The organism is Qipengyuania flavescens (genome assembly GCF_029688735.1).
In the GTDB taxonomy this organism is placed as follows: domain Bacteria; phylum Pseudomonadota; class Alphaproteobacteria; order Sphingomonadales; family Sphingomonadaceae; genus Qipengyuania.
On the sequence record NZ_JARULD010000001.1, the window covers coordinates 810,758 to 832,177 of the forward strand.

General features: G+C 61.0%; 17 protein-coding genes. 7 read left to right on the forward strand and 10 right to left on the reverse strand.

Features of this window, described 5'->3' with window-relative positions; genetic code table 11:
• Positions 1–11: 11 nt before the first annotated feature.
• Both cysD and cysN read left to right on the forward strand, forming a co-directional pair.
• A complete protein-coding gene (gene cysD, locus P8R33_RS03910; protein ID WP_278327677.1) occupies positions 12–989 on the forward strand; it encodes a sulfate adenylyltransferase subunit CysD in 978 nt (325 codons plus the stop codon).
• A complete protein-coding gene (cysN, locus tag P8R33_RS03915; RefSeq protein ID WP_278327678.1) occupies positions 989–2,896 on the forward strand; it encodes a sulfate adenylyltransferase subunit CysN in 1,908 nt (635 codons plus the stop codon). Before cysD ends, cysN begins: the two co-directional genes overlap by 1 nt.
• A gap of 64 nt (positions 2,897–2,960) precedes the next feature.
• Here cysN and P8R33_RS03920 read toward each other — a convergent pair whose 3' ends face one another.
• The 3 genes from P8R33_RS03920 to P8R33_RS03930 form a co-directional block, all read right to left on the reverse strand.
• On the reverse strand, positions 2,961–3,377 hold the full coding sequence (locus P8R33_RS03920) for a hypothetical protein (RefSeq protein ID WP_278327679.1): 417 nt from the start codon (positions 3,375–3,377) through the stop codon (positions 2,961–2,963).
• A 61-nt stretch (positions 3,378–3,438) separates the two neighbouring features.
• Complete coding sequence (locus P8R33_RS03925; protein WP_278327680.1) at positions 3,439–5,553, reverse strand: peptidase domain-containing ABC transporter; 2,115 nt, start codon at positions 5,551–5,553, stop codon at positions 3,439–3,441.
• 1 nt (position 5,554) lies between these two features.
• Complete coding sequence (locus tag P8R33_RS03930) at positions 5,555–6,787, reverse strand: beta-barrel domain-containing protein (RefSeq protein WP_278327681.1); 1,233 nt, start codon at positions 6,785–6,787, stop codon at positions 5,555–5,557.
• Positions 6,788–7,040: 253 nt separating this feature from the next.
• Here P8R33_RS03930 and P8R33_RS03935 point away from each other — a divergent pair, with 253 nt between their 5' ends.
• Positions 7,041–7,670 (forward strand): LuxR C-terminal-related transcriptional regulator, encoded by a 630-nt coding sequence (locus tag P8R33_RS03935; protein ID WP_278327682.1) that lies wholly within the window; start codon positions 7,041–7,043, stop codon positions 7,668–7,670.
• Positions 7,671–7,766: 96 nt separating this feature from the next.
• Here the strand turns inward: P8R33_RS03935 and P8R33_RS03940 are convergent, their stop codons facing one another.
• The 4 genes from P8R33_RS03940 to P8R33_RS03955 form a co-directional block, all read right to left on the reverse strand.
• Positions 7,767–7,928, reverse strand: a complete 162-nt coding sequence (locus P8R33_RS03940) for a hypothetical protein (protein WP_278327683.1) — start codon at positions 7,926–7,928, stop codon at positions 7,767–7,769.
• A gap of 96 nt (positions 7,929–8,024) precedes the next feature.
• Positions 8,025–10,166 (reverse strand): ATP-binding protein, encoded by a 2,142-nt coding sequence (locus tag P8R33_RS03945; protein ID WP_278327684.1) that lies wholly within the window; start codon positions 10,164–10,166, stop codon positions 8,025–8,027.
• Positions 10,167–10,580: 414 nt separating this feature from the next.
• Entirely contained in the window at positions 10,581–11,360 is a 780-nt protein-coding gene (locus P8R33_RS03950; RefSeq protein WP_278327685.1) for an SDR family oxidoreductase, read from the reverse strand.
• A complete protein-coding gene (locus tag P8R33_RS03955; RefSeq protein WP_278327686.1) occupies positions 11,357–11,686 on the reverse strand; it encodes a nuclear transport factor 2 family protein in 330 nt (109 codons plus the stop codon). The genes P8R33_RS03950 and P8R33_RS03955 overlap by 4 nt, the downstream gene beginning before the upstream one ends.
• A gap of 123 nt (positions 11,687–11,809) precedes the next feature.
• On the opposite strand from P8R33_RS03955, the gene P8R33_RS03960 reads away from it, so the two are divergent.
• Positions 11,810–12,718 (forward strand): LysR family transcriptional regulator, encoded by a 909-nt coding sequence (locus P8R33_RS03960; RefSeq protein ID WP_278327687.1) that lies wholly within the window; start codon positions 11,810–11,812, stop codon positions 12,716–12,718.
• A 171-nt stretch (positions 12,719–12,889) separates the two neighbouring features.
• On the opposite strand, the gene P8R33_RS03965 is transcribed toward P8R33_RS03960, so the two are convergent.
• A complete protein-coding gene (locus tag P8R33_RS03965) occupies positions 12,890–14,728 on the reverse strand; it encodes an AMP-binding protein (RefSeq protein ID WP_278327688.1) in 1,839 nt (612 codons plus the stop codon).
• 55 nt (positions 14,729–14,783) lie between these two features.
• Positions 14,784–17,288, reverse strand: coding sequence for a TonB-dependent receptor (locus P8R33_RS03970; protein ID WP_278327689.1), 2,505 nt, complete (start codon positions 17,286–17,288; stop codon positions 14,784–14,786).
• Positions 17,289–17,393: 105 nt separating this feature from the next.
• Between P8R33_RS03970 and P8R33_RS03975 the strand changes: the two genes are divergently transcribed.
• Positions 17,394–18,047, forward strand: a complete 654-nt coding sequence (locus tag P8R33_RS03975; RefSeq protein ID WP_278327690.1) for a TetR family transcriptional regulator — start codon at positions 17,394–17,396, stop codon at positions 18,045–18,047.
• A gap of 44 nt (positions 18,048–18,091) precedes the next feature.
• A complete protein-coding gene (locus P8R33_RS03980) occupies positions 18,092–19,186 on the forward strand; it encodes an acyl-CoA dehydrogenase family protein (RefSeq protein WP_278327691.1) in 1,095 nt (364 codons plus the stop codon).
• Here the strand turns inward: P8R33_RS03980 and P8R33_RS03985 are convergent.
• A complete protein-coding gene (locus P8R33_RS03985) occupies positions 19,183–20,412 on the reverse strand; it encodes an acyl-CoA dehydrogenase family protein (protein ID WP_278327692.1) in 1,230 nt (409 codons plus the stop codon). The genes P8R33_RS03980 and P8R33_RS03985 overlap by 4 nt on opposite strands.
• Positions 20,413–20,503: 91 nt before the next feature.
• Between P8R33_RS03985 and P8R33_RS03990 the strand changes: the two genes are divergently transcribed.
• A complete protein-coding gene (locus tag P8R33_RS03990; protein WP_278327693.1) occupies positions 20,504–21,397 on the forward strand; it encodes an oxygenase MpaB family protein in 894 nt (297 codons plus the stop codon).
• Positions 21,398–21,420: the final 23 nt, after the last annotated feature.

Sequence of the window (21,420 nt, forward strand, 5' to 3'; positions counted from 1 at the left end):
ATGCCTCCCATTTGGGAGGTCCATCCGATTGCCGGTCCGCTACGCCTCGCCGCCGAAAAGGAGTTCCGATGAGCGACGCGAAGACCCTTACCCATCTCCAGCGCCTCGAGGCCGAAAGCATCCACATCATGCGCGAAGTGGTTGCCGAGGCGGAGAAGCCGGTGATGCTCTATTCGATCGGCAAGGACAGCGCAGTAATGCTGCACCTGGCGAAGAAGGCATTTTATCCCTCGCCCCCGCCCTTCCCGCTGATGCATGTCGACACGACCTGGAAGTTCCAGGACATGTACGCCCTGCGCGAGAAGAGCGCGCAGGATGCGGGCATGGAGCTGATCGTCCATCAGAATCCGGAAGCCAAGGAACGCGGCATCAACCCGTTCGACCATGGCCCGCTGCATACCGATATGTGGAAGACCGAAGGGCTAAAGCAGGCCCTCGACAAATACGGCTTCGACGCGGCCTTCGGCGGCGCCCGCCGCGACGAGGAAAAGAGCCGCGCTAAGGAGCGCATCTTCTCCTTCCGCACCGCCAGCCACGGCTGGGACCCGAAGAACCAGCGTCCCGAGCTGTGGAACCTCTACAACGCGCGCAAGAAGAAGGGCGAGAGCATCCGCGTCTTCCCGCTCTCCAACTGGACCGAGCTCGACATCTGGCAGTATATCATGGCCGAGAACATCGAGATCGTGCCGCTCTATTTCAGCGCGCCGCGTCCGACCTTCGAATATGAGGGCGGCCTGTTCATGGCCGACGACCTCGACCGGCTGGAAAAGGTCATGGGCTATCGCCCCGAAACCACCGAGAAGTCCATCCGTTTCCGCACGCTGGGCTGCTTCCCGCTGACCGGCGCAGTGGAGAGCGAGGCTGCCACGCTGAGCGAGGTGGTGCAGGAAATGCTGCTGACCACTACCAGCGAACGCCAGGGCCGCGTGATCGATAAGGACGCGGGCGACGCGTCGATGGAGAAGAAGAAGCAGGAGGGTTATTTCTGATGACCGACCCGATCTACCAGACCGACGCCCTCATTGCCGAGGACATCGACGCCTATCTCGAGCAGCACCAGAACAAGTCGATGCTGCGCTTCATCACCTGCGGCAGCGTGGACGATGGCAAGTCGACCCTGATCGGCCGCCTGCTCTACGATTCGAAGATGATTTTCGAAGACCAGCTCGCCAGCCTCGAAGCCGACAGCAAGCGCGTCGGCACGCAGGGGCAGGAGATCGATTTCGCCCTGCTGGTCGATGGCCTCGCCGCCGAGCGCGAACAGGGCATTACGATCGATGTCGCCTATCGCTTTTTCGCGACCGAGAAGCGCAAGTTCATCGTCGCCGACTGCCCGGGCCACGAGCAATACACGCGCAACATGGTCACCGGCGCCTCGACCGCCGACCTCGCCTGCATTCTGATCGATGCGCGCAAGGGCGTGCTGGTGCAGACCAAGCGCCACAGTTTCCTGTGCCACCAGCTCGGTATCAAGAATCTGGTCCTCGCCGTGAACAAGATGGACCTGATCGGTTACGACCATGCCAAGTTCGATGCGATCGTCGCGGACTATGAAGAGTTCGCCAAGAGCATCGGGATCGAGAGCTTTACCGCCATTCCGATCTCCGGCCTCGCGGGCGACAATATCACCGCGTCGTCGGACAATACGAGCTGGTACGACGGCCCCACGCTGGTCGATCACCTCGAGGCGGTCGAAGTGCGCAGCGCTGCCAATCTGGCCAAGCCGTTCCGCATGCCGGTGCAGTGGGTCAACCGCCCCAACCTCGACTTCCGCGGCTTCAGCGGGTTGATTTCGACCGGCAGCGTTAAGCCCGGAGACACGCTGCGCTCGCTGCCTTCGGGCAAGACCAGCAAGGTCAAATCCGTGGTGACGATGTCGGGCGAGCTCGACGAAGCGATTGCCGGCCAGTCCATCACGATCACCTTGGACGACGAGATCGACTGCTCGCGCGGTGACGTGCTCGCTGCCGCCGACAATCCTCCCGAAGTCGCCGACCAGTTCGAAAGCACCATCGTGTGGATGGACGACGAGGCGCTCGTCGTGGGCCGCGCTTACTGGCTCAAGCTCGGCACGCAGACGGTCAGCGTGACTATCGCCGAGCCGAAGTACGAGATCGACGTCAACACGATGGACCATCTCGCCGCGCAGACGCTGCACCTCAACCAGACCGGCGTGTGCGAGATCACCACCGACAAGCGGATCGTGTTCGATCCCTATGAGGAAAACCGCGCGCTGGGCGGGTTCATCCTGATCGACAAGATCAGCAACCGCACGGTCGGGGCCGGCATGTTGCACTTCAGCCTGCGCCGGAGCCAGAACGTGCATTGGCAGGCGACCGACATCACCCGCGATCATCACGCCGGCATGAAGAACCAGACGCCGCGTGTGCTGTGGTTCACCGGCCTGTCCGGCTCGGGCAAGTCGACGATCGCCAACGAAGTCGAGAAAAAGCTGGCGATCATGAATCGCCACACCTTCCTGCTCGACGGCGACAATGTCCGCCACGGTCTGAACAAGGACCTGGGTTTCACCGAAAGCGACCGGATCGAGAATATCCGCCGCATCGGCGAGGTCGCCAAGCTGATGACCGATGCGGGCCTGATCGTGCTTACCGCCTTCATCAGTCCGTTCCGGGCAGACCGCCAGCTGGTACGCGACATGATCGACGCGGGCGAGTTCATCGAAATCCACGTCGACACGCCACTGGAGGTCGCCGAGGCGCGCGATGTGAAGGGGCTCTACAAGAAGGCCCGCGAGGGCAAGCTGAAGAACTTCACCGGCATCGACAGCCCCTACGAGGCACCGGAGGATCCCGAAATTCGGGTCAACACGGTGGAGATGAGCCCGGAAGAGGCGGCCGATTACATTATCGGCAAAATCCTGCCGCTTAAATAGCGCTACAACGAAAAGGGGCGCCTCGCCGGGCGCCCCTTTTTTGCTCTAGCTTTGGAGTCGGCGGTCAGCCCGGGCTTTTCGGGCCCGATCCGTTCGCAGCAACGATCAACCCGGTTCCGAATGCCGTCACCGCACCGGCAATCAGGCCGCCGGATGGCCCGCCCGAGACCGAACCTTCGGCCAGACCTACCGGGCAGCCATTGTCCTCGGCCCAGTCGAGCCAGTCCTGCCAGGTGTAGAGTTCGCCGGTATCGACTTCGCGGTAGGTCTTGCCGACATAGCGCCACCTTTCCGGACTATTGCCATCGTCGAGCCAGCGCGAATATTCCGGCTGGATGCGGGTGCAATTCCAGGTTTCCGGCTCATCGAGTGCGCCATCCTGGTCCGACGCGATCGCCTGGTCGCCGACGCTCTGCGCCACTGCGGCACCGCCCGCTGCAAGCGAGATTGCAGTAATGGTCGAGATCAGAAGCTTACGCATTGCGCACCCATTAAGTCGTAAACGCTGCGAACTCCTTACCCTGAAAGCGCTCCGGTGGCAATCAGGCGCCCTCGCGATGCCATTCGGCCGTTGCCCCGCCCATCATCACCAGCGTGCGGTCGGCCGCTTCGATGGTTTCCTTGCGGTGGGCGATGATCACGCGGGTGATACCCATGGCGGAAATCGCTTCGTTCACTTTGCGCTCGTGGCGGGCGTCGAGATGGGCGGTGCCTTCGTCCATGAAGAGGATCTTCGGCTGTCGATACAGAGCACGCGCCAGGATCACGCGCTGCTTCTGACCGCCCGACAGGGTCGAACCCATGTCGCCGATCAGGGTTTCGTACTGCATCGGCATCTGGATGATGTCGTCGTGGATCGAGGCGGCGGTCGCGGCGGAAATGACCCGCTCCATATCGACCTCGTCGTCGAACAGTGCGATATTGTCGGCTAGCGATCCGGCAAACAGGCTGTCTTCCTGCAGCACCGCGGCCGTCTGCGAATGGAAGCTCTTGTAGCCGAAGCGGTGCAGCGGGATGCCGTCGATCAGCACTTCGCCGCTTTCCGGCTCGACAAGGCCGAGCATGACCTTGAGCAGGGTGGATTTGCCGCCGCCCGAGGGGCCGGTGATCGCCACGTGCTCCCCCTGCTCGATGGTCAGGCTGACGCCCTGCAACACCATCGGGTCGCTCGACGAATAGCGATAAAAGATGTCGCGCATCTCTATCTTGCCCTTCAGCTCGGTCACGGCATCTGTGCCGGGCTGGAAGCTGCGGTCTTCGGGCGAAAGAGCGATGTCCGACAGGCGCTCCAGGTGCAGGCCGAGCATCTTGAAGGCGATCGCCTGGTCGATCAGCGCGGCAGACTTGCTGATGAACTGCCCCTTGTAGGCGATATAGGCGAAGACCATGCCGACGCTGAAGCCCGCGCCGTCGATCACGAAACCGACTGCCAGCCAGATCGTGATGATGTTCTCGATCCCGAAGATCAGCATATTGGCCGTCGATTGCCAGATGCCGATCCGCGCGAGCCGGACGTTGGAATTGACCGCATCGGTCAGCCGCGTCTGCCACAGCGCATGGCGCAGCGCCTCGCGCCCGAACAGGCGCAGGGTCACCATGCCGCGGACGGTTTCGATCAGCGTCGACTGTTCCTTGCCCTTGGTAATGATGCTCGCTTCCTGCGCCTCTCGCTGGAAGGAGAAGCTGATCGCGCGCACCAGCGCGTAGAGGCCGAATGCCACGATCGCGATGAAGGCCAGCATCGGGCTGTAATAGAACATCACCGCCAGCGTCAGCAGCGCCATCACCCCGTCGACCAGCGCCGCCACCGCGCCCTGCGTCAGCAGCGACTGGATCGGGGTGATCGACTGGAAGCGCGAAAGAACGTCGCCCGTATGGCGCTTCTCGAACCATTCCACCGGCAGGCGGAACAAGCGGCGCGCGATGTTCGAAGCGAGCGAGAAACCGATGCTCGTCCCTGCGTTGAGGAGCACGAAGGATCGCAGCAGGCTGGCCATCACATTGATGATCGTGAACAGGCCGAAGCCCAGTGCCAGCACCGTCAGCAGATCGTTGTCCAGCGCGGGCAATGCGCTGTCGATCGCGACTTGCATGTAATAGGGCGAGGCGAGAACGAAGGCCTGCAGCACCAGGCTGAGCAACAAAATCTGCGCGAGCGACCGCTTGAGGCCCGTCATGCTCTGCCAGAGCTGCGATAGATTCAGCCGCTCGCGCAGCGACTTGCGATCGAAATCGCTGCTCGGCCGCAATTCCAGCGCGACGCCGGTAAAATGCTCGGACACTTCCGGCAGCGGCATCCAGCGCGAGCGGCCGTCGGGATTGTGGATCAGGGCCTTGCCGCCTTTCACCGCCTCCAGCACCACATAGTGGTTCATGTCCCAGTGCAAGACCGCCGGCATGTGCAGATTGCCGAGCTCTTCCAACGGCAGTTTGACGGCGCGCGGGGTCAGGCCGATCTGGTCGGCAAGGTTGATCAGCGCCCGCAGCGGCGCACCGCGCAGCGAAGGCGAATAGCGCCGCCGCATGGTGCCGAGATCGATGTCCAGCCCGTGATAATTGGCGACCATCGTCAGGCTGGCGAGGCCGCATTCCGCCACCTCCGTTTGCCGGACGAGGCGCACGCGGCTGCGGGTGGTGAGGCCGAGGTCGAGTTCCATCCTAGCGGTTCCGCACTGCAAAGAGGGGTTCGAACAGCCACTCGATCAGCGACTGGTTCTCGGTCACGATCCGGGCGGTCAGCGACATGCCCGGCACCAGTTCCTCCATCCGCCCGAAAGCAGAAATCTCGCTCGCCGCAAGGTCCACGATCACCGGATAGACCGAAACGACTGCGCCGTTCGGCAGTGCCTGGCTGATCGCGCTGGAAGATACAGTGCGGATCGTGCCGGTCACCGTACCGAAGCGCTGGTAGGGGAAAGCATCGACTGCCAGCCGCACTTCCTGACCGGGCTCGACGAAGCCGATCGCCTGGCTCGGCACCGCGAGTTCCGCCCGCAGCGTCGAGCCTTCCGGCACGATGGCCATGACCGGCGATTGCGGACTGACGAGCTGGCCTGCCCGCATGGTCAGCGCGGTCACCCGACCCGCGACCGGGGCCGTCAGCGCATAGGATCGCGCACCCGCATTGGAGGCCGCCTGCTGCGCCACCTGCGCCCGCGAGGCCGCGATGCTCGCCGCCTGGCTTTCCGCCTGTGCCGAGATGCCTGCGGCACTGTTGGTCAGCTCCGCCAGGGTCGCCCGGCGCGACGTGAGCGATTGCTGGAGCTGCGACAATTGCTGGCGACGGGAGAGATACACATCCTCCCGCGCGCGCAAATCCTGCTGGCTGATGAAGCCGCGTTCCGCCACCCGCCGGGCCCGTTCGAGATCGGCTTCGGCCGAATTGACGAGGTCCCGCTGGAGCGCGATTTGGGACTGCAACTGGTCGATTTCGGTGCGGAGGCCGGCTGCCTGGACGGCTATCTGGCTGCGCTGGGCAGACGCGGTGCGCTGGGTCGCGGTCAGCTGGGCAAGCAGGCTGGCATCCTGCTGCGCGATGGCCTGTTCGGTCATCGCCAGTGCGGACACGCCGGACGCGCTGTCTTCCTCGGCGCGGATCGCGACCAACGTCTCGCCCATGCCGACCGATTGCCCGTCCTCAACCAGCATTTCGGTGATGACGCCGCGGCGGTTGGGCACGATCGATGCGACACCCTTGTCCGGCACGATTGTGCCGGTGACGGTCTCTACTCGCGCGTAGCTCGCCAGCGAGAGGAAGATCAGCGCCGCCGCGAGGCTGCCGAAGATGAGATAGCCGATAAGCTGCCACTTGACCGGGACGGCAATGGCCACTTCGCCCGACAGGCGATCCTTCTTCTGTTGCAGAGCTTCCGTGCGGAAGAGCTGTGTCATCGACCCCAATTTCCCCCCGCGTCTCTATGCCGGTCCGCCTACTGCCGATCAGTATGCCGCCCTGTTGATTTCAGCAACGAACGACTGCGGGCAACAGTGCGAATGTACTATGCCGCGATCCGCATGTGGGCACGGAGCAAGCGGCGGCGACCGTTTTCTATCGCCAACCGATAGTCGTCATGTGCTATGGTCAGCGGCCCCCACCGATGCATGATTGCGGGAGTTTGAAGTCGTGAGAGTGCAACGCAGACCGATGGACAATAGACCGGCCAGGATGATGGTGGCGGATGACCATCCGATTTTCCGCGAAGGGATCAGCTCGATCCTGAAGAAGCTCGACCCCGAAGCGAAGATCGACCAGGCAGGCACCTATGAGGAGATGCTGGAGACCGCCGAAGCTGGATACAGCCCGAACCTGTTCCTGCTCGACCTGCGCTTCCCCGGCATGGATATCGAGACGGCGGTCCCCCAGTTGCGGCGCAAGTTCCCGCTGGCGTCGATCGTCGTCATCTCGATGGCGGACGACAAGCGGTCGACCGACAATGTGATGGCCTGCGGTGTCGACGGCTTCATCAGCAAGGCCGCCACACAGGACCAGATCCGTGACGGTATTGCCGCCGTGATGGAGGGGGAGTTCGTCAACGTCAGCGTCGGGAGCGGTCTGGCGCAAGCCGCTTCGGTATCGCAGTTCTCGCGCCTGACACCGCGTCAGATGGATGTGTTGCGCGGCATCGCCGATGGCCATTCCAACAAGCAGATCGCCAAGGACCTCGGCATATCGCCTTTCACGGTGCGCATTCACGTTTCGGCGCTGCTCCGCGAATTGCGCGTGGAGACCCGTACGGCAGCAGCGGCGATGGCGATGAAATACGGGGTGCATTGAACTGCCGAGGCCATCGGTTCGCGCAGCCGCATCCGGCCCCGTGAAACAGAAAGGGCCGCCCACGGGCGGCACCTTTTTTGGCTAGATTATTTCTGTTTAACTTTGCGTAGGGGAGCGCCAGGGCGGCATCCAATTGAGGATGTCTTCCGGGCCTGGGGGTGGTGGCGTGACGACCGACGTATCGGTTTCGTCATTGCCGCCGACAACGAGTTCGACCTCGTCTTCGATCAATATTTCACCAGCCGTCGTCTTATTCATCGCGTCCTCCTGATTGCGAATCTAGTCTCCTTTGATAACAGCAGCATGGATGGCGCTTGCCTAGCTTGCACTAGTCAATTTGCACTAGTTGCGGTATTATCTGCGCCCGTCGCCTGCTTTCATGGACATCAGTGCGGATCGCAATTCGGCTGCCCGTAAGGGCTTGGTCAGAACCAGTCCCGGGAAGTTCGGCAATTCCTCTTTGATCTGATCTGGATGGCGCCCCGAAAGGATGGCAATCCTCGTGCCGTTCGAGCGTATCCGCTCTAGCACTGCAACATGGTCGGCTAGGGTCTCGCCATCGCCGAAGTCGAAATCGGTAAGAAGAACGGCCTCCTTCATATCTTCGGTCGGAGGTTTGAAGGTCGTGCGGACATCGCAGCCCCATTGGCTCAGCACCTTCACCGTCGCTTCGACCAGTTCCGGATCATCATCCGCAATACGGATCGACAATCCCGCAAGAGGAAGAGCATGTCCGGTTCCGGGGGTAGCAGGCTCAGGCCGGGCATCGGTCACCTTGAGGCCGCTGATGATCGCCGACGTACCTTTTCCTTCTTCCGATTTCAGCGTGAACTTCAGGTCGAGTAGCGAAGCAAGACGGTTGACGATCGAAAGGCCAAGCCCCTTGTTGTCGCTCCGCATCAGCGAGTTGCTTCCGCCGCGATAAAATTCCTTTTTGACGAGCGAAAGATCGGATTGCGAAATACCCGTGCCGGTATCAACGACATGTATCGCCATCCGTCCCCGCACGCGCCGACAGCCGACGACGATCCGCCCGCCGCGCGAATATTTGATCGCATTCGACAATAGATTTTGCAGCATGGTGCCGATCAGCGCTCGGTCGGTCAGCACCCTGACATCGCAGGGGACGAACCGGACTTCGACCCCTGCCTGCTCGGCCGCCAGCGAGTTCTGACCATCGATCTTGGCCAGCAGCTCGTTCATCGAAACGGCCTCGATGTCCGGTTGCAAGGCGCCGCTTTCGATCGCGGCGATATCGAGTAGGACCCGGAACATCCTGCTCGCATTGTCGACGGACCACGAGATCTTGGCCACCATATCACCTTGCTGCGCCGAAAGCCGTGTCTGCTCGAGCCGATCGGCCAGCAATCCGATCGCATGAATCGGCTGGCGCAGATCATGGCTGGCCTGGGCCAGGAAGCGCGACTTGGATTCCGCCGCCTCGCGATAGGCACGCGCCGCGTGCCCGCTTTTCTGCCATAGCCGTCCGATTATCAGCACAGCCAGGAAAACGACAGCGGCCGAACTTTCCAGATAGATCAACCGCGCTTCGAGGATCGTCGGTGCCACGACCAGGCAAACGATGCTGGCGAACAGCACGGTGCGCCCGACCACCGGGGTCAGGAACAGCCAGGCGGCGGCACCACACAGCGCGACCAGAAAAGCAGGGAGCCAGTCGATGTAAACCGGCGGACCGTCGAGAAGGGTCTGGGCCGCCAGTAGGGTGATAATTGGCTTCGGCGTATAGAAATCGTGTGGTGTCGCTACATAATCGCGTCTGGCATCGGTAACGAGGCCGATTACTACCGTTCGCTCTGCAAGAGTGGGCCGAAAATCTTCACCCTCCAAAACGGAACCTGCACTTATCAGCGGCACCGTTTCCGGATCGTAGCTGACGTCGATATTGAAGATGTTCTCCCCCGGCCGACTGCCATCTGCCAACAGATTCGCGACTGAGGGGTAGACGCCGGTCGCAGCGCTGGCGGTATAGACCGTCCAGACAGGAGCGGGCGAGAACGTCGCCTTGACCGGCATGACTGCAGCAATGGTTGCAGGGCCCGGCAGAGCGTCTCCGGTAAGGGCGACTTTGGAATATTCGACATCCGGCGGGGGCAAGGAACTGGTGCTCAGTTGCTGCCGGTCGTCGGTCGGCAAGCTGGTTTCCCAGATGGGAGCGGCCGTAAAGCGGCCCAGCGCCTGCGCAAGCGCGTCCGTCCGCTGCGTTTCTCCCGGATCGAGATACTGGTTTTCCACCACCACCCGTGCAGGCTTTGCGGCCGCGATCCGATCGAGGAGCGCCGCGAGTTGTTGCGGCGTCCATTCGCCCTCCGGAGAGGCAGCAATGGTCGCGTCGTCTATTGCGACGACGACCCCATCCCCATCGTAGGGCTTCTGGTTGATATGTGCGGATACGATGCTCTGCATCCAGTCGTAGGGAGCAAAGATCTGCAAAGGTGCGATCAGGGCGAAAAGAGCCGCGACGGTTGCAAAGAACACCTTCTCGCGGCGCGACGAAGTGCGCAAGAGGGATGTTTTGGCCGAACCTGATGCCATCTTCCGCCTCGAACCCCTGCTTGCCAACCGGGTGTGACCCGATCGTCCACCGCATGGTTGTCTATCCTCGGCCTCAATGCCGCAAATAGTGCCATTGCACTAGTCGCGCCGCCGAAGCCTGGCGATATGCAGGTTCGAGCGCGAAGCGCGAGGCGGACGAAGGAGAGATGGGTAGAGTGGTGCCCCATAGACGACAAAAATGGGCACTCAAAACATTGGGAAATTTCTTTGCGCAGACCCTGATTTCAGTCAATTATCCCAATTCGCCGGCAGCTTTGGGGCCGAAAGCGGCCGGTCGGCTTCTGCGATGCGCGCGGTCAGAAGCCGCCGTTCTTGGCCAATTGACATTCACCGCGATCACACCGTTGGGACTGTCCCGCCGTCTATGACATATTCGGACCCAGTGATGGTCGCCGCTCGATCGGAAGCCAGAAAAGCAATCAGATTTGCGATCTCTGCAGGTTCGGACGGCCGACCGATCGGAACACCGCCGAGGGATTTTATGATCATCTGCTTTCCTTGCTCTACGCTCACGCCATGATCCGCTGCAAGGCGTGTTGCGAGAGCAACGGAGCTTTCCGTTGCGATCCAGCCAGGCGAGACGCGCACGACGCGAACGCCCTTAGGCGAGACTTCCTTTGAAAGCGCTTTGCTATAGGTCGATAAAGCCGCCTTTGCTGCAGCATAGGCTGTCGTAGCCTCGGGCAATGGCATTTCTCTCTGGATCGATGTTACGTGGATCACCACACCCGATCCTTGTGCTGTCATCGAAGGAAGCAATGCACGGTCCAGACGTACCGCGGGCATCAGGTTGAGGTTAAGTTCACGGCGCCATTCTTCCTCGTCGAGCGCTTGATACCCACCGGCCGGCGCGGAAGAACCGCCGAGCATGTGCACAACGATATCTACCCCGCCTAGGCGATCGAACACGGCCTGCGCCACGACAGCACACTCATCCGGAGAAGTAAGGTCGGCGGCTACGAAGCCCTCTTTCTCCATGTCCCGTGGCTTACTCCTTGCAGTTGTCAGAACGTGGACGCCAAGGTCCTGAAGAAGTTCGACGGTAGCCGCACCTGCGCCGCGAGTTCCCGAAGTGACGAGCGCCCGTTTGCCACCGAGCGATAGAAAGCCGCTCATGGCACGATCTCCAGTTGGGCGATCTTGTCGTCTGCGAAGGCGAAGATGTAGCGCAAATCGACCGGGCTACCGGGAAAATTACCGACAAGATGTCCTGTTACGACGATCCGACCGTTCTCCGGAGCGATGGCAATCGGTTTCACCGTGTAGCTGTATTGAGTCGTGGCATTTGCCATCCACTGGCGGATGGCCTCGCGTCCCGTGTAGGTATTTCCTTCGTCGATCACGACGGCGTCGTCAGCGAAGCATTGGGCGATCGCATCAGGGTTTGCAGCCTTGTCGGCCTCGAAATACTGACGGACCACGTCGGGCAAATGGATAGGCATGGGAATCCTCCAAGTTGAATTGGTGCGGAGAGGAGCACTCGCTTCGGTCCCATCTAAATAAGCCTTTACTCGCATCCTGATAATCGGGACAAATCGGGACGAGCTATTCAGGATTTCAGGATAATGGCGAATTACAGCTTGAGCGATTTCGACGCCGTCCTCGCGATCGGTCGCAAGGGTTCGTTTCGAGCAGCAGCGGTTGATCTGGGGATGTCGACAAGTGCCTTGAGCAACGCAATTGCCAAGCTGGAAGGCCAGGTGGGCGTTCGCTTGTTCAATCGTACGACCCGCAGCGTTGCTCTGACAGAAGCAGGCCGACGCTTTGTAGATCAGGTCACGCCAGCCTTAAGAGACGTCCATCAAGCGCTCGACACCGTCCGATCACAACAAGATACGCCTTCCGGGACTTTGCGTATCAATACATTCCCTACTGCCGCACGCGAGATCATGGGGCCACTCGTTCTGGAGTTTCTGAGGCGGTTTCCCGACGTCCGCATCGATCTCGTCACCGAAGGCAATCTTACAGACATCGTCGCCGACGGTTTCGACTTCGGTGTGAGAAGCTTGGACCTGGTCCCGTCCGACATGATTGCCATTCCGGTCACTCCAGCCAGACGGTACGTCGTCGTGGCGTCCCCAGCATATTTGGCTGATCAAGAACGCCCGCGAGTGCCAGCAGATCTGCTCTCTCACCCGTGTATCCGCGTACGCCTTCCGAATGGAGCAATTTACCGCTGGCATTTTGAGTCCCAAGGCCAACCTGAGCAAATCGATGTCCGCGGTCCTATCGTCCTCGATGAGGCAAGCGTAGCCCGCATGGCCGTCCTTGAGAACGTCGGCTTCGGCTTCTTCATGGAATCTGATGTCCGGCCCGACATCGACGCGGGGAGAATGGTGCAAGTTTTGGAGAAATGGACGCCCGCTCTAGCTCCCCTGTGCCTTTATTATCCCAGCCGCCGGAATCCACCGGCGGCGCTCAAGGTTTTTGTCGATCTAGCGCGCGAGCTCTCATGCGCGGCAAAGGAGCCTTAAAAGCAAGAAGCCTAATTGATGGAATGCTTTGGAGCCGTTTGCAGACAGTCTGCTATTGGTCGTCAAATAAAGAAAGCCGTCGAACAAGTAGCGACCCGCCATCTGAATTATTTCTTGGAATCGGCAAATGTAAACCTTCCCTTTCTCGAGCTTGAGCCTTGCGGCTGAAGGTCAGGATATTTTAAGGACAAGAGGCGAGCCTTCATCCGAGTACAGCGCATGGACCGCCTCTGCACGCTGGGAGAGAACCGCGCCTTGGTTGATGTAGCCTTTGTCGGTGATCTCGCCGGCATCGAGCGAGGGCGGCTCCGTCAAGAGCACCATGCTTTTGACTGTCCGCGAATGGCCGCCGGACTGTGCGTTGAAGGCCGCAAGTCTCGCGGCGATGGCGTTTGCGAGAAGCGAGAGACCGGCAGGGCCGCTTTCGGTCACGTATTTCTGGGCAGCTGCAGGGTTGGGCCAGACTAACAAGCCGATATGCTCCCGGTCCTGACCGGCAATTACGCAATCATGCATGAGCGGACTGCATGCAGTCACCAGTTCCGGCCTGAGCGTGCCGACCGAAACCCATGTCCCGGTCGAAAGCTTGAAATCTTCGGTCACACGGCCGTCGAAAACCAGTCCGCGATCGGGATCACCCTCGTCGAGGAAGCCGGCCGCATCTCCCAAACGGTAGAAACCCTCCTCATCGAACGCTTGCGCATTCTTCTCTGCGTCGTCCTTGTAGCCCGGCGTGACCGAGGCGCCCTTTACTCGCACCTCCATCTTCTCGCCATTCGGAACGAGCTTCAGCGTGATACCGGGCATCGGTAGGCCGATCAGGCCCACGCGATCTACTTCCCAATGCACCATGGTGATGCCTTGCGTTTCCGTCGCGCCGTACATCGTCGTGATCGGGATCCGCTTGCCGGTTTCTGCAATGGCGAGTGCCTGCAGCCGGTCGTAGAGGTCGTCCGACAGAGTAGCCCCGCCGTAACCGAGCGATATGACATCCTTGAAGAAGGAGCCCCGCAATTTTTCGTCCTGTTCCATGGCATCGGCGAGCATGGCGAAAGCCACAGGCGCAGAGCCAAAGACGGTTGGCGAGATCTCGTAGAGGTTCTTGATCGTCGTCTCGAACATGCCCGGAACCGGCTTGCCCTCGTCGAGATACATGGTTCCCCCCGACCACATGCAGCCGTTGAAGAAGATGTTGCCGCCGCTGATGTGGCTCCATGGCATCCATTCCAGCGTGACGGGGGGATCGCGCTCGTCGCGGCTCTCTTCCGCGAGACCTTCCTGCCCTGCGATCACCGTCGTCATCATGCCGTGCGTTTGCGGCACGCACTTTGGCATTCCGGTAGAGCCCGAGGTGAACAGATATTTGCCGACTGTATCGGCGCCGATCGCCGCGACACGTCGATCGACTTGCGAGGTTGGCTCGAGGCGGCAAAGTTCGGTGAAATCGACTGTCCCTTCAGGTCTGCCGTCGCAGGTCACCACCACAAGATCGGGCGCTGCTTCCCGAAGCCGAGCCAGAGCAGCGGAGTGCAATTCGCCCTCCTTGGCGAACACTGCCTTGGCACCGACATTGCGGAAGCAATGAAGAAGTTTTTCGTGGTCCTGCGACATCAGCGAATAAGCCGCGCTGACCGGAGCGATAGGGACGCCTGCGGTATAACAACCGAGCATCAGCAGTCCGTGTTCGAGTGAGTTGCCCGAAATGACCATGACCGGATCATCGGTCCCGAAACCGTGATCGATAAGCCACTGGGCAATAGAGTCTGCGGAGGTTCTCGCCTCGGCCCAAGTGACACCGGTCCATGGTCCATGACCCGGCTGGCGTTGAAGGAGGAACGATCGGTCGGGATGCGCCTCGCTCCGTTCTCGGAAGATCGCTGCGAGGTTGTCAGGAACGTTCGCTGGATAGTGGCGGGACCAGATCAGGATCGATCCGTCATCGCGGCGCTCCACATCGGTTGCAGGTCGCTTCTGAGGAAGCGGGCTGAAGGGCGGCTTGGTTTCAGTCATGAAGTCGCTCCCGGCACCGCGGATGAGCAATTACGGTGCCGGAAACCATTCCTTTTCAGAAGCGGAAGCGAACTGTCGCGCCGTAACTCGCGCTGCGGCCCGGGAAACGGACCGCGGTGTTCGCGTTCGTGGCGGCCGAAGCCCAGTAATAGGTGTCGGTGACATTGCGCCCCCACAGCGAAGCTTCCCACGCACCGTCCAGGTCATAGACCGCCAGACTTGCATTCAGGATGCCATAGCTATCGATTGCGAGGGGCGCGAAATCCTCGATCGAACTGGATGTCGATGACTGATAGCGCCCGTTGGCGATTGCCCTCAGGCCAAGCCCTGCCGTGATCGGCGTATCGTAGGTGATCGTCGCCGCGCCCGAGAATTCCGGACTGTAAGGGAATTCGAAGCCATCGTAATCGAGCGGTTGGCCCGCGGCGTTGATACCCTGGTAGCCAACGATTTCCGTCTGCAGCCAAGTGCCAGCCAATGCGAAGGTCAGTTCGTCGGTTGCGAACCAGGTCAGGTCGCCATCGATCCCGTAGGCGCGCGATTCCGGGATGTTGTCGAGACGCAAGAGCGTAGTGTAGATCGGGTCGGCGAAATACACCGCGAGCTGCTTGTCGACATAATCATAATAGAAGCCGGCTAGGTTCAGGTTGAATGAGTTGTTGGCCAGCGCCAGCTTCGTGCCGACTTCGTAGGCGGTCAGCTGCTCCTGCCGCGCAGGACGGTTCTGCGTCGCGATATTTGCCGCATTGACCGGAGTCGACCCCGATTTGAAGCCGCGTGAGACCGACGCATAAAGCAGCGTGTCGTCATTCGGCTCCCATGTCAGGGCGCCGCGCCAGGCAACATTGTCTTCATCGAGCTTCGACGTAACGGGCCCGAATGAAAGCGTGTCGACATCAAAGGTATTGCACTCGTTCTCCGAGATAGGCGGAACGATTGCGCCATAGTTCACGAAGAAGAAGAAGCGGTTGAACAGGTTTACGTTGGGCAGCATCGAGCCATTGAGATCGCGCGAGCAGCCCTCGTAATCCTGCGTGTCCTTGGTGTAGCGAACGCCGGTTGTCAGCGTGAGCGCGGGCGACAACTCCCAATCGGCGCTGGCAAAGACACTCATGGTCTCGACATCGAATTCCGCTTCGTCCCGATAGGTGCGGAACGAGGTGAGGACGTCGTTGATCGAGTAAGGCGCATAGCCTTGCGCGGCGAAAAACTGGTAGATGCTGGCACCGCCGAGGGCGTCCTGCGGCGCGAGGATCAGAGCCCGGATTGCGCCGACATTGGCGTTCTGGCCGAGCAATGTCTGGTTGGTATCGATCACCTTGTCGTTGGCGTAGTAGCCGCCGACCACCCATTCGGCCGGTCCGGTCGTGCCCTGGAACCGGATTTCCTGTGATAGCGACTCGACTTCGCCCTCTGCATGCTGGCTGAGGATTTCGTAGGGCGCACCGCTCCAGTCATAGGCGGCGTCGCGCTCGACACGGTTGTAGCCGGTCAGCGAGATGAAGCTGATATCGGGCGCGAAATCGAACTGCAGCATCCCGCGTAGCCCGACGAAGTTGCTGTCTTCGGCATTGGGCCGGTCGATCCCGGCCCCCCGCCCGATGTCCTGCGCCCGCGCATCGAGCGGCTGCCAGTCGGCCGTGTCGCTGGTCCAATTGTCGGCATTCGCGGCGACATAGTCCGCAAGGCCCGGCGCATTGAACAGGCTGAAAAGCGTGCCGTTGGCCGGATCGGTGTTCGGGGTGAAACCGACTGCCTGCGCCGCCAGCGTATCCGATTTGTTAATCCAGAAATTGCCGGCCAGCTCGAACCGCATGTCCGGCACCGGTTCGGCGGCGATGGTCAGGCGTCCGCCATAGCGTTCCACTTCGCCCTGGGTCTCGTCGCGGCTGATGCTCTTCTGCCATCCGTCCCAGCTGCGTTCGGTGCGCCACGCGGCGCGCACCGCCACGGCATCGCCCACCGGAATGTTCAAATGGCCTTCGGTGTTGAGCGTTTCTTCGGTGCCCAATTCCACGGCAACGCTGCCGTTGAAATCGCCGAATTCGGGCTTGGCGGAGATGAAGTTCACGAGGCCGCCGGTGGTGTTGCGCCCGTAGAGGGTACCCTGCGGACCCTTCAGAACCTCGACACGGTTGAGGTCGAAGACCGGCCCACTGTTCATGAAGGGATAGGCGAGCGCGACCTCGTCCTGATAGGTGCCGACGGTCGACGTCGCCGAAAGGTTGATGGTGTTGAAGCCGATCCCGCGCAGCGTGTAGATCGGGATGCCCTGATAGCCGCGCGACACGTTGAGACTGGGGACGACGACCTGAAGGTCTTCGGTAGAGTTGACCTGAAGGTTGTCGAGCTGTTCGCCCGAGAACGCCTGGATCGATACGCCGACGTCGGTGATCGCCTCTTCGCGGCGATTGGCCGTCACGATGATCACATTGCGATCGGCACTGGATTCGGCTGCGACGGCTTCGTCACCGGCGGATTGCGCCCATGCAGGGTTCGGCATCCCGATCGCAAAACCCGCCACGCCACAGGCGAGAAAGCCCTTTGTCATCCTTATCATCGATCCTCTCCGCTATGACCCCTCAGGGGGTCTTTATCATTGCTGATAACTTATCAGGACTGATAATATTGGCAAGCGCAATTGCCTTGCGACGGGGAAAGCCCCATGACCGAGGTGATGAACCGGTCGGGATCGAACACAGCGGCGAAGCAGATGCCGAAGGGCGCCATCCGCGACACGCTGCTCGAAGCGGCGAGCTCGCTGATGCGAGAGCAGGACACGGTGGATATCGGCATTCTCGACATCGCGGCGCGCGCGCAGGTCAATCACGGGATGATCCGTTATTATTTCGGCAGCAAGGAAGGCATGATGCTGGCCTTGCTGGACCGCGATGTCGGGGTGCGGATCAGGCAGCTGGGGGCTCTGTTCCGGCTGAATGTCACCCCGACGGAGCGGATGCGCATCCATCTTGAGGGCATTCTGGATACCTACTACCAGATCCCCTATCTCAATCGCCTGATCCAGTTGATGGTGCGCGATGCCACGCCAGAGCGTGTCCATCATATCGCCGAAGAGCTGCTCAAACCCATCGCTAACGCGCAGCAGCGCATCATCAAGGAAGGGATTGCCGCCGGCGAATTCCGCAAAGTCGATCCCAAGCTTTTCTATTTCAACACGATCGGTTCGGCAGACGGCCTCTATGCCAATCGCTTTACGCTCTCGGCCGTGTTCGGCGGGATCGCCGCGGCCGACGACGCACTCCATGCGCGCTATAAGCGGCAGACCGTAGAGACGCTGATGGCGGGGCTTCTCATTTAATTATCAGACTTGATAATTTCGCGACGGACGGCATAGGTACGCGCATGGATCTCAAACTCGACGAGCAACAGGAACTGCTCAAGCAATCGCTCGACCGCTACCTCGAAAAGACGCTGCCTTTCGATGTGCGCCGCGAACAGAAGGCACAGGGGCGCTTCGTGGCTTTCTGGAAACGGCTCGAAGCCGAGCTGGGTGTGGCAGCGGCCGGAATAGCCGAGCGGTCAGGAGGCTTCGGCGGCGGCGCCGAAAGCGAGATGATAATTTCCGCCGCGCTAGGCCGCGCTCTTGCGGTTACGCCCTACATCACCTGCCAGGTCCTGTCGGCGAACCTGCTCGACGCGCTCGGAGAACATGAGTTGGCCGGACGGATCGCCGCTGGCGAGCTGCTTGTTACGACCGCAATTGAGGAACCACAAACGCGCGGCGACGTAAGACATATCCGCCTGCGTGCCGAACGCGATGGAACGACGTGGCGGCTGACCGGGACCAAGCTGGTCGTCGACTTCGCCGCAGAGGCCGACCTCGTCCTTCTGCCTGCAAGAGTGGACGGCGAAGAGTTCGCGCTGTTCGTGGTCGATCCAGCGATTCTCGGCAACGCGCTCAAGCCCTTCGCTCTGATCGACGACACGCCCTCTGCAGACATTGTCTGCCAAAGCTTCGAACTGGCTGAAGACGCGTGTCTGGCGACTGGCGATGCGGTCCTGCGGGCGCTGAAGGCGGCGGTGGCCCGTGCGCTCGCCGCCATCTGCGCCGAAGCCTCGGGCATTGCCTCGGTAATGGTCGGCGACACGGTGCAGTATACCAAGGAACGCGAACAGTTCGGCGTGCCCATCTCGTCCTTTCAGGCGCTGCAGCACCGCATGGTCGATATGTGGTCGAAGGCGCAGGAGATCGAGGCGGCTTCGCTGCTTGCCGCGCTCAAGGTCGACGATCCGGCCGCGATTTCGGCGGCCAAGGCGACTGTGGGCGATGCCCTGCGCCTGATCGGTCAGGAGGCGGTTCAGCTGCACGGGGCGATGGGGCTGACCGAAGAACTGCGCGTGGGCCATTATTTCAAACGCGCGACGGTAATCGAAAACCGGCTCGGCACGGCGGCGGACCACGTCGAGCGATACCGCAAGCTGCGGCAGGCGGGCTAAAGCCCCAGCACCGCCTTGGCGAGGATGTTGCGCTGGACCTCGTTGGAGCCGGCGTAAATCGAGCCGGCCCTTTCGTTGAGGTAGCGCAGCGGCGCGATCGCCTGCCAGTTTTCGCCCGATACATAGCCGTCTTCGGGCGGCTCATAGCCGGGTATCGCCGCCCCCGGCCGCGTGGGATGGGGCTGGAACACGGTGCCGCTCGCCCCTGCTGCCTCGAAAGCCAGTTCTGTCAGATGCTGTGCCAGTTCGGTGCCCATGATCTTCATCAGTGAGGACATCGGGCCCACGCTCTCGCCGCGTCCGGCCGACGAAAGCAGCTTCAATTCCAGTACTTCGAGAACGTCGATGCGGATCATCGCGCGAGCAAGGCGCTGGGCGAAGTCGCCGCGTTCCAGCAGGCTTTGCCCGCCTGCCTCCTGCGACCTTGCATGGGCTTCGATTTCCTTCGCCCTGATCTTGAGCCCAGCCGAATAGGCAGAGCCTCCGCGTTCGAACTCGAGCAGATATTTCGCCACGCTCCAGCCATGGTCGACCTCGCCGATCACGTTTGATTTCGATACGCGGACATCGTCGAAAAATACCTGGTTCTGCACCGTCTCGCCCGACAGCATGGTGAGCGGCCGTACCGTGACGCCGTCCTGATCCATCGGGACAAGGATGAAGGTGATGCCCTGCTGCTTGCGCCCCTCGCTGCTGGTACGCACGAGGCAGAAGATCCAGTTGGCTTCCTGCGCGTGCGTGGTCCAGATTTTCGAGCCGTTGAGGATGAAGTCGTCGCCTTCCGGGACTGCGCTCATCTGGAGTGCGGCGAGGTCCGATCCCGCGTTGGGTTCGGAGTAGCCCTGGCAAAAGAAAACCTCGCCGGTCAGGATCCGGGGGAGAAAATAGTCTTTCTGCTCCGGCGTGCCGAACGCCGCGATGACATGGGCGACCATGTGAATGCCCATCGGCGAAAGCGACGGCGCGTCGGCCTTAGCCTTCTCATTCGCATAGAGATAATGCTGCGCGACGCTCCAGTCCTTGCCGCCATGTTCGAGGGGCCAATGCGGTGCTGCGAGGCCGGCTGCATGCAGCTTTTCTTGCCAAGCCATCGATGCTTCATGGTCGGGATAGACGCTGGTCGCATTGCGACCTGCGTCGCGGATATCGTCGGTCAACTCGCGCTCGAGCAAAGCCGCGATTTCGGAGGCGAAGGCGGTGTCTTGCGGGGACCAGTCGAGATTCATGGGATATCCGTTTGCCGAAAATTATCAGGCCTGATAACAGGGTTTGCGCGCGGGTCAATTGCGCGAGAGGGAAGTTTGGAACGGGGAAGTCATGAACGAACACGCATCGATCACCAAGTCGGTAGACAAGACTTACCAGAAGAGCACGACACCAACGAAATTCGATTTTACAAAGCCGGCTGGCGAGCCCGCCTTCCACGCGCCGGACTCAGTCCATTGGCGAATATTCAAGAACAGCATCGCCATGGCGATAGGTGGCGTTGCCGCCGTGCTGCTCGAATTCGCCGATGCCCGCATCCGCTCGGGTGTGTGGGATCATTCGGTTTATCCTGTCGATCCGATCGGTCGGTCACAGCGCACTGGCATGGCCGCGATGCTAGGCGTGTATGGCCCGCAGAGCATGGCGCGCAAAGTGATCGCCGGGGTTGGCCGGATGCACGCCAAGGTCTCGGGCGAGACTCCGAGCGGCGAGGCCTACACTGCGCTCGATCCGGAACTGCTCGACTGGGTTTCGGCGACCGCGCAATACGGTTTCCTCACCGCCTACGATCGGTTCGTATCTTCGCTGAGCGCGGATAAAAAGCATGCGTATTGGACCGGGGGCGACGAGGTGGCCAAGCTTTATGGCGTGACCGAAATCCCCCATTCCGAGGCCCAGTTTCTCGCCATGATGATGCGGCTGGTACCTCGCTTTGAACCGCACCAGATCAACAGCGATTTCCTCGAGATCGTGTCTTCGGGCAAGGCGCGTCCCGAAATTCCCAAATTCATCCACAAGGCCCTGGCCCGCGCTGCGGTGGACATCCTCCCGCCGATCGTGCGCGAGAAGCTTTGCCTCGGAAAGGAATGGGACCTTTCTTGGCCAGAACGGCAACTCGTGCGCTTCGTCGGGCGGCAGGCAGACAAGAAGGTCGAACCGGAACATCCCGCTTATCAGGCAGCGCTTCGGCTCGGCCTTCCGGGCGATACCGCCTGGCGTCGCTGACAAGACCTCCGAACCGGAATACG

Excerpts from the sequence above, each read along its gene's own strand:
- cysN (WP_278327678.1), top strand. The coding sequence starts at position 989 with ATGACCGACCCGATCTACCAGACCGACGCCCTCATTGCCGAGGACATC.
- P8R33_RS03920 (WP_278327679.1), bottom strand. The coding sequence starts at position 3,377 with ATGCGTAAGCTTCTGATCTCGACCATTACTGCAATCTCGCTTGCAGCG.
- P8R33_RS03925 (WP_278327680.1), bottom strand. The coding sequence starts at position 5,553 with ATGGAACTCGACCTCGGCCTCACCACCCGCAGCCGCGTGCGCCTCGTC.
- P8R33_RS03930 (WP_278327681.1), bottom strand. The coding sequence starts at position 6,787 with ATGACACAGCTCTTCCGCACGGAAGCTCTGCAACAGAAGAAGGATCGC.
- P8R33_RS03935 (WP_278327682.1), top strand. The coding sequence starts at position 7,041 with ATGGACAATAGACCGGCCAGGATGATGGTGGCGGATGACCATCCGATT.
- P8R33_RS03940 (WP_278327683.1), bottom strand. The coding sequence starts at position 7,928 with ATGAATAAGACGACGGCTGGTGAAATATTGATCGAAGACGAGGTCGAA.
- P8R33_RS03950 (WP_278327685.1), bottom strand. The coding sequence starts at position 11,360 with ATGAGCGGCTTTCTATCGCTCGGTGGCAAACGGGCGCTCGTCACTTCG.
- P8R33_RS03955 (WP_278327686.1), bottom strand. The coding sequence starts at position 11,686 with ATGCCTATCCATTTGCCCGACGTGGTCCGTCAGTATTTCGAGGCCGAC.
- P8R33_RS03960 (WP_278327687.1), top strand. The coding sequence starts at position 11,810 with ATGGCGAATTACAGCTTGAGCGATTTCGACGCCGTCCTCGCGATCGGT.
- P8R33_RS03965 (WP_278327688.1), bottom strand. The coding sequence starts at position 14,728 with ATGACTGAAACCAAGCCGCCCTTCAGCCCGCTTCCTCAGAAGCGACCT.
- P8R33_RS03970 (WP_278327689.1), bottom strand. The coding sequence starts at position 17,288 with ATGATAAGGATGACAAAGGGCTTTCTCGCCTGTGGCGTGGCGGGTTTT.
- P8R33_RS03975 (WP_278327690.1), top strand. The coding sequence starts at position 17,394 with ATGACCGAGGTGATGAACCGGTCGGGATCGAACACAGCGGCGAAGCAG.
- P8R33_RS03980 (WP_278327691.1), top strand. The coding sequence starts at position 18,092 with ATGGATCTCAAACTCGACGAGCAACAGGAACTGCTCAAGCAATCGCTC.
- P8R33_RS03985 (WP_278327692.1), bottom strand. The coding sequence starts at position 20,412 with ATGAATCTCGACTGGTCCCCGCAAGACACCGCCTTCGCCTCCGAAATC.
- P8R33_RS03990 (WP_278327693.1), top strand. The coding sequence starts at position 20,504 with ATGAACGAACACGCATCGATCACCAAGTCGGTAGACAAGACTTACCAG.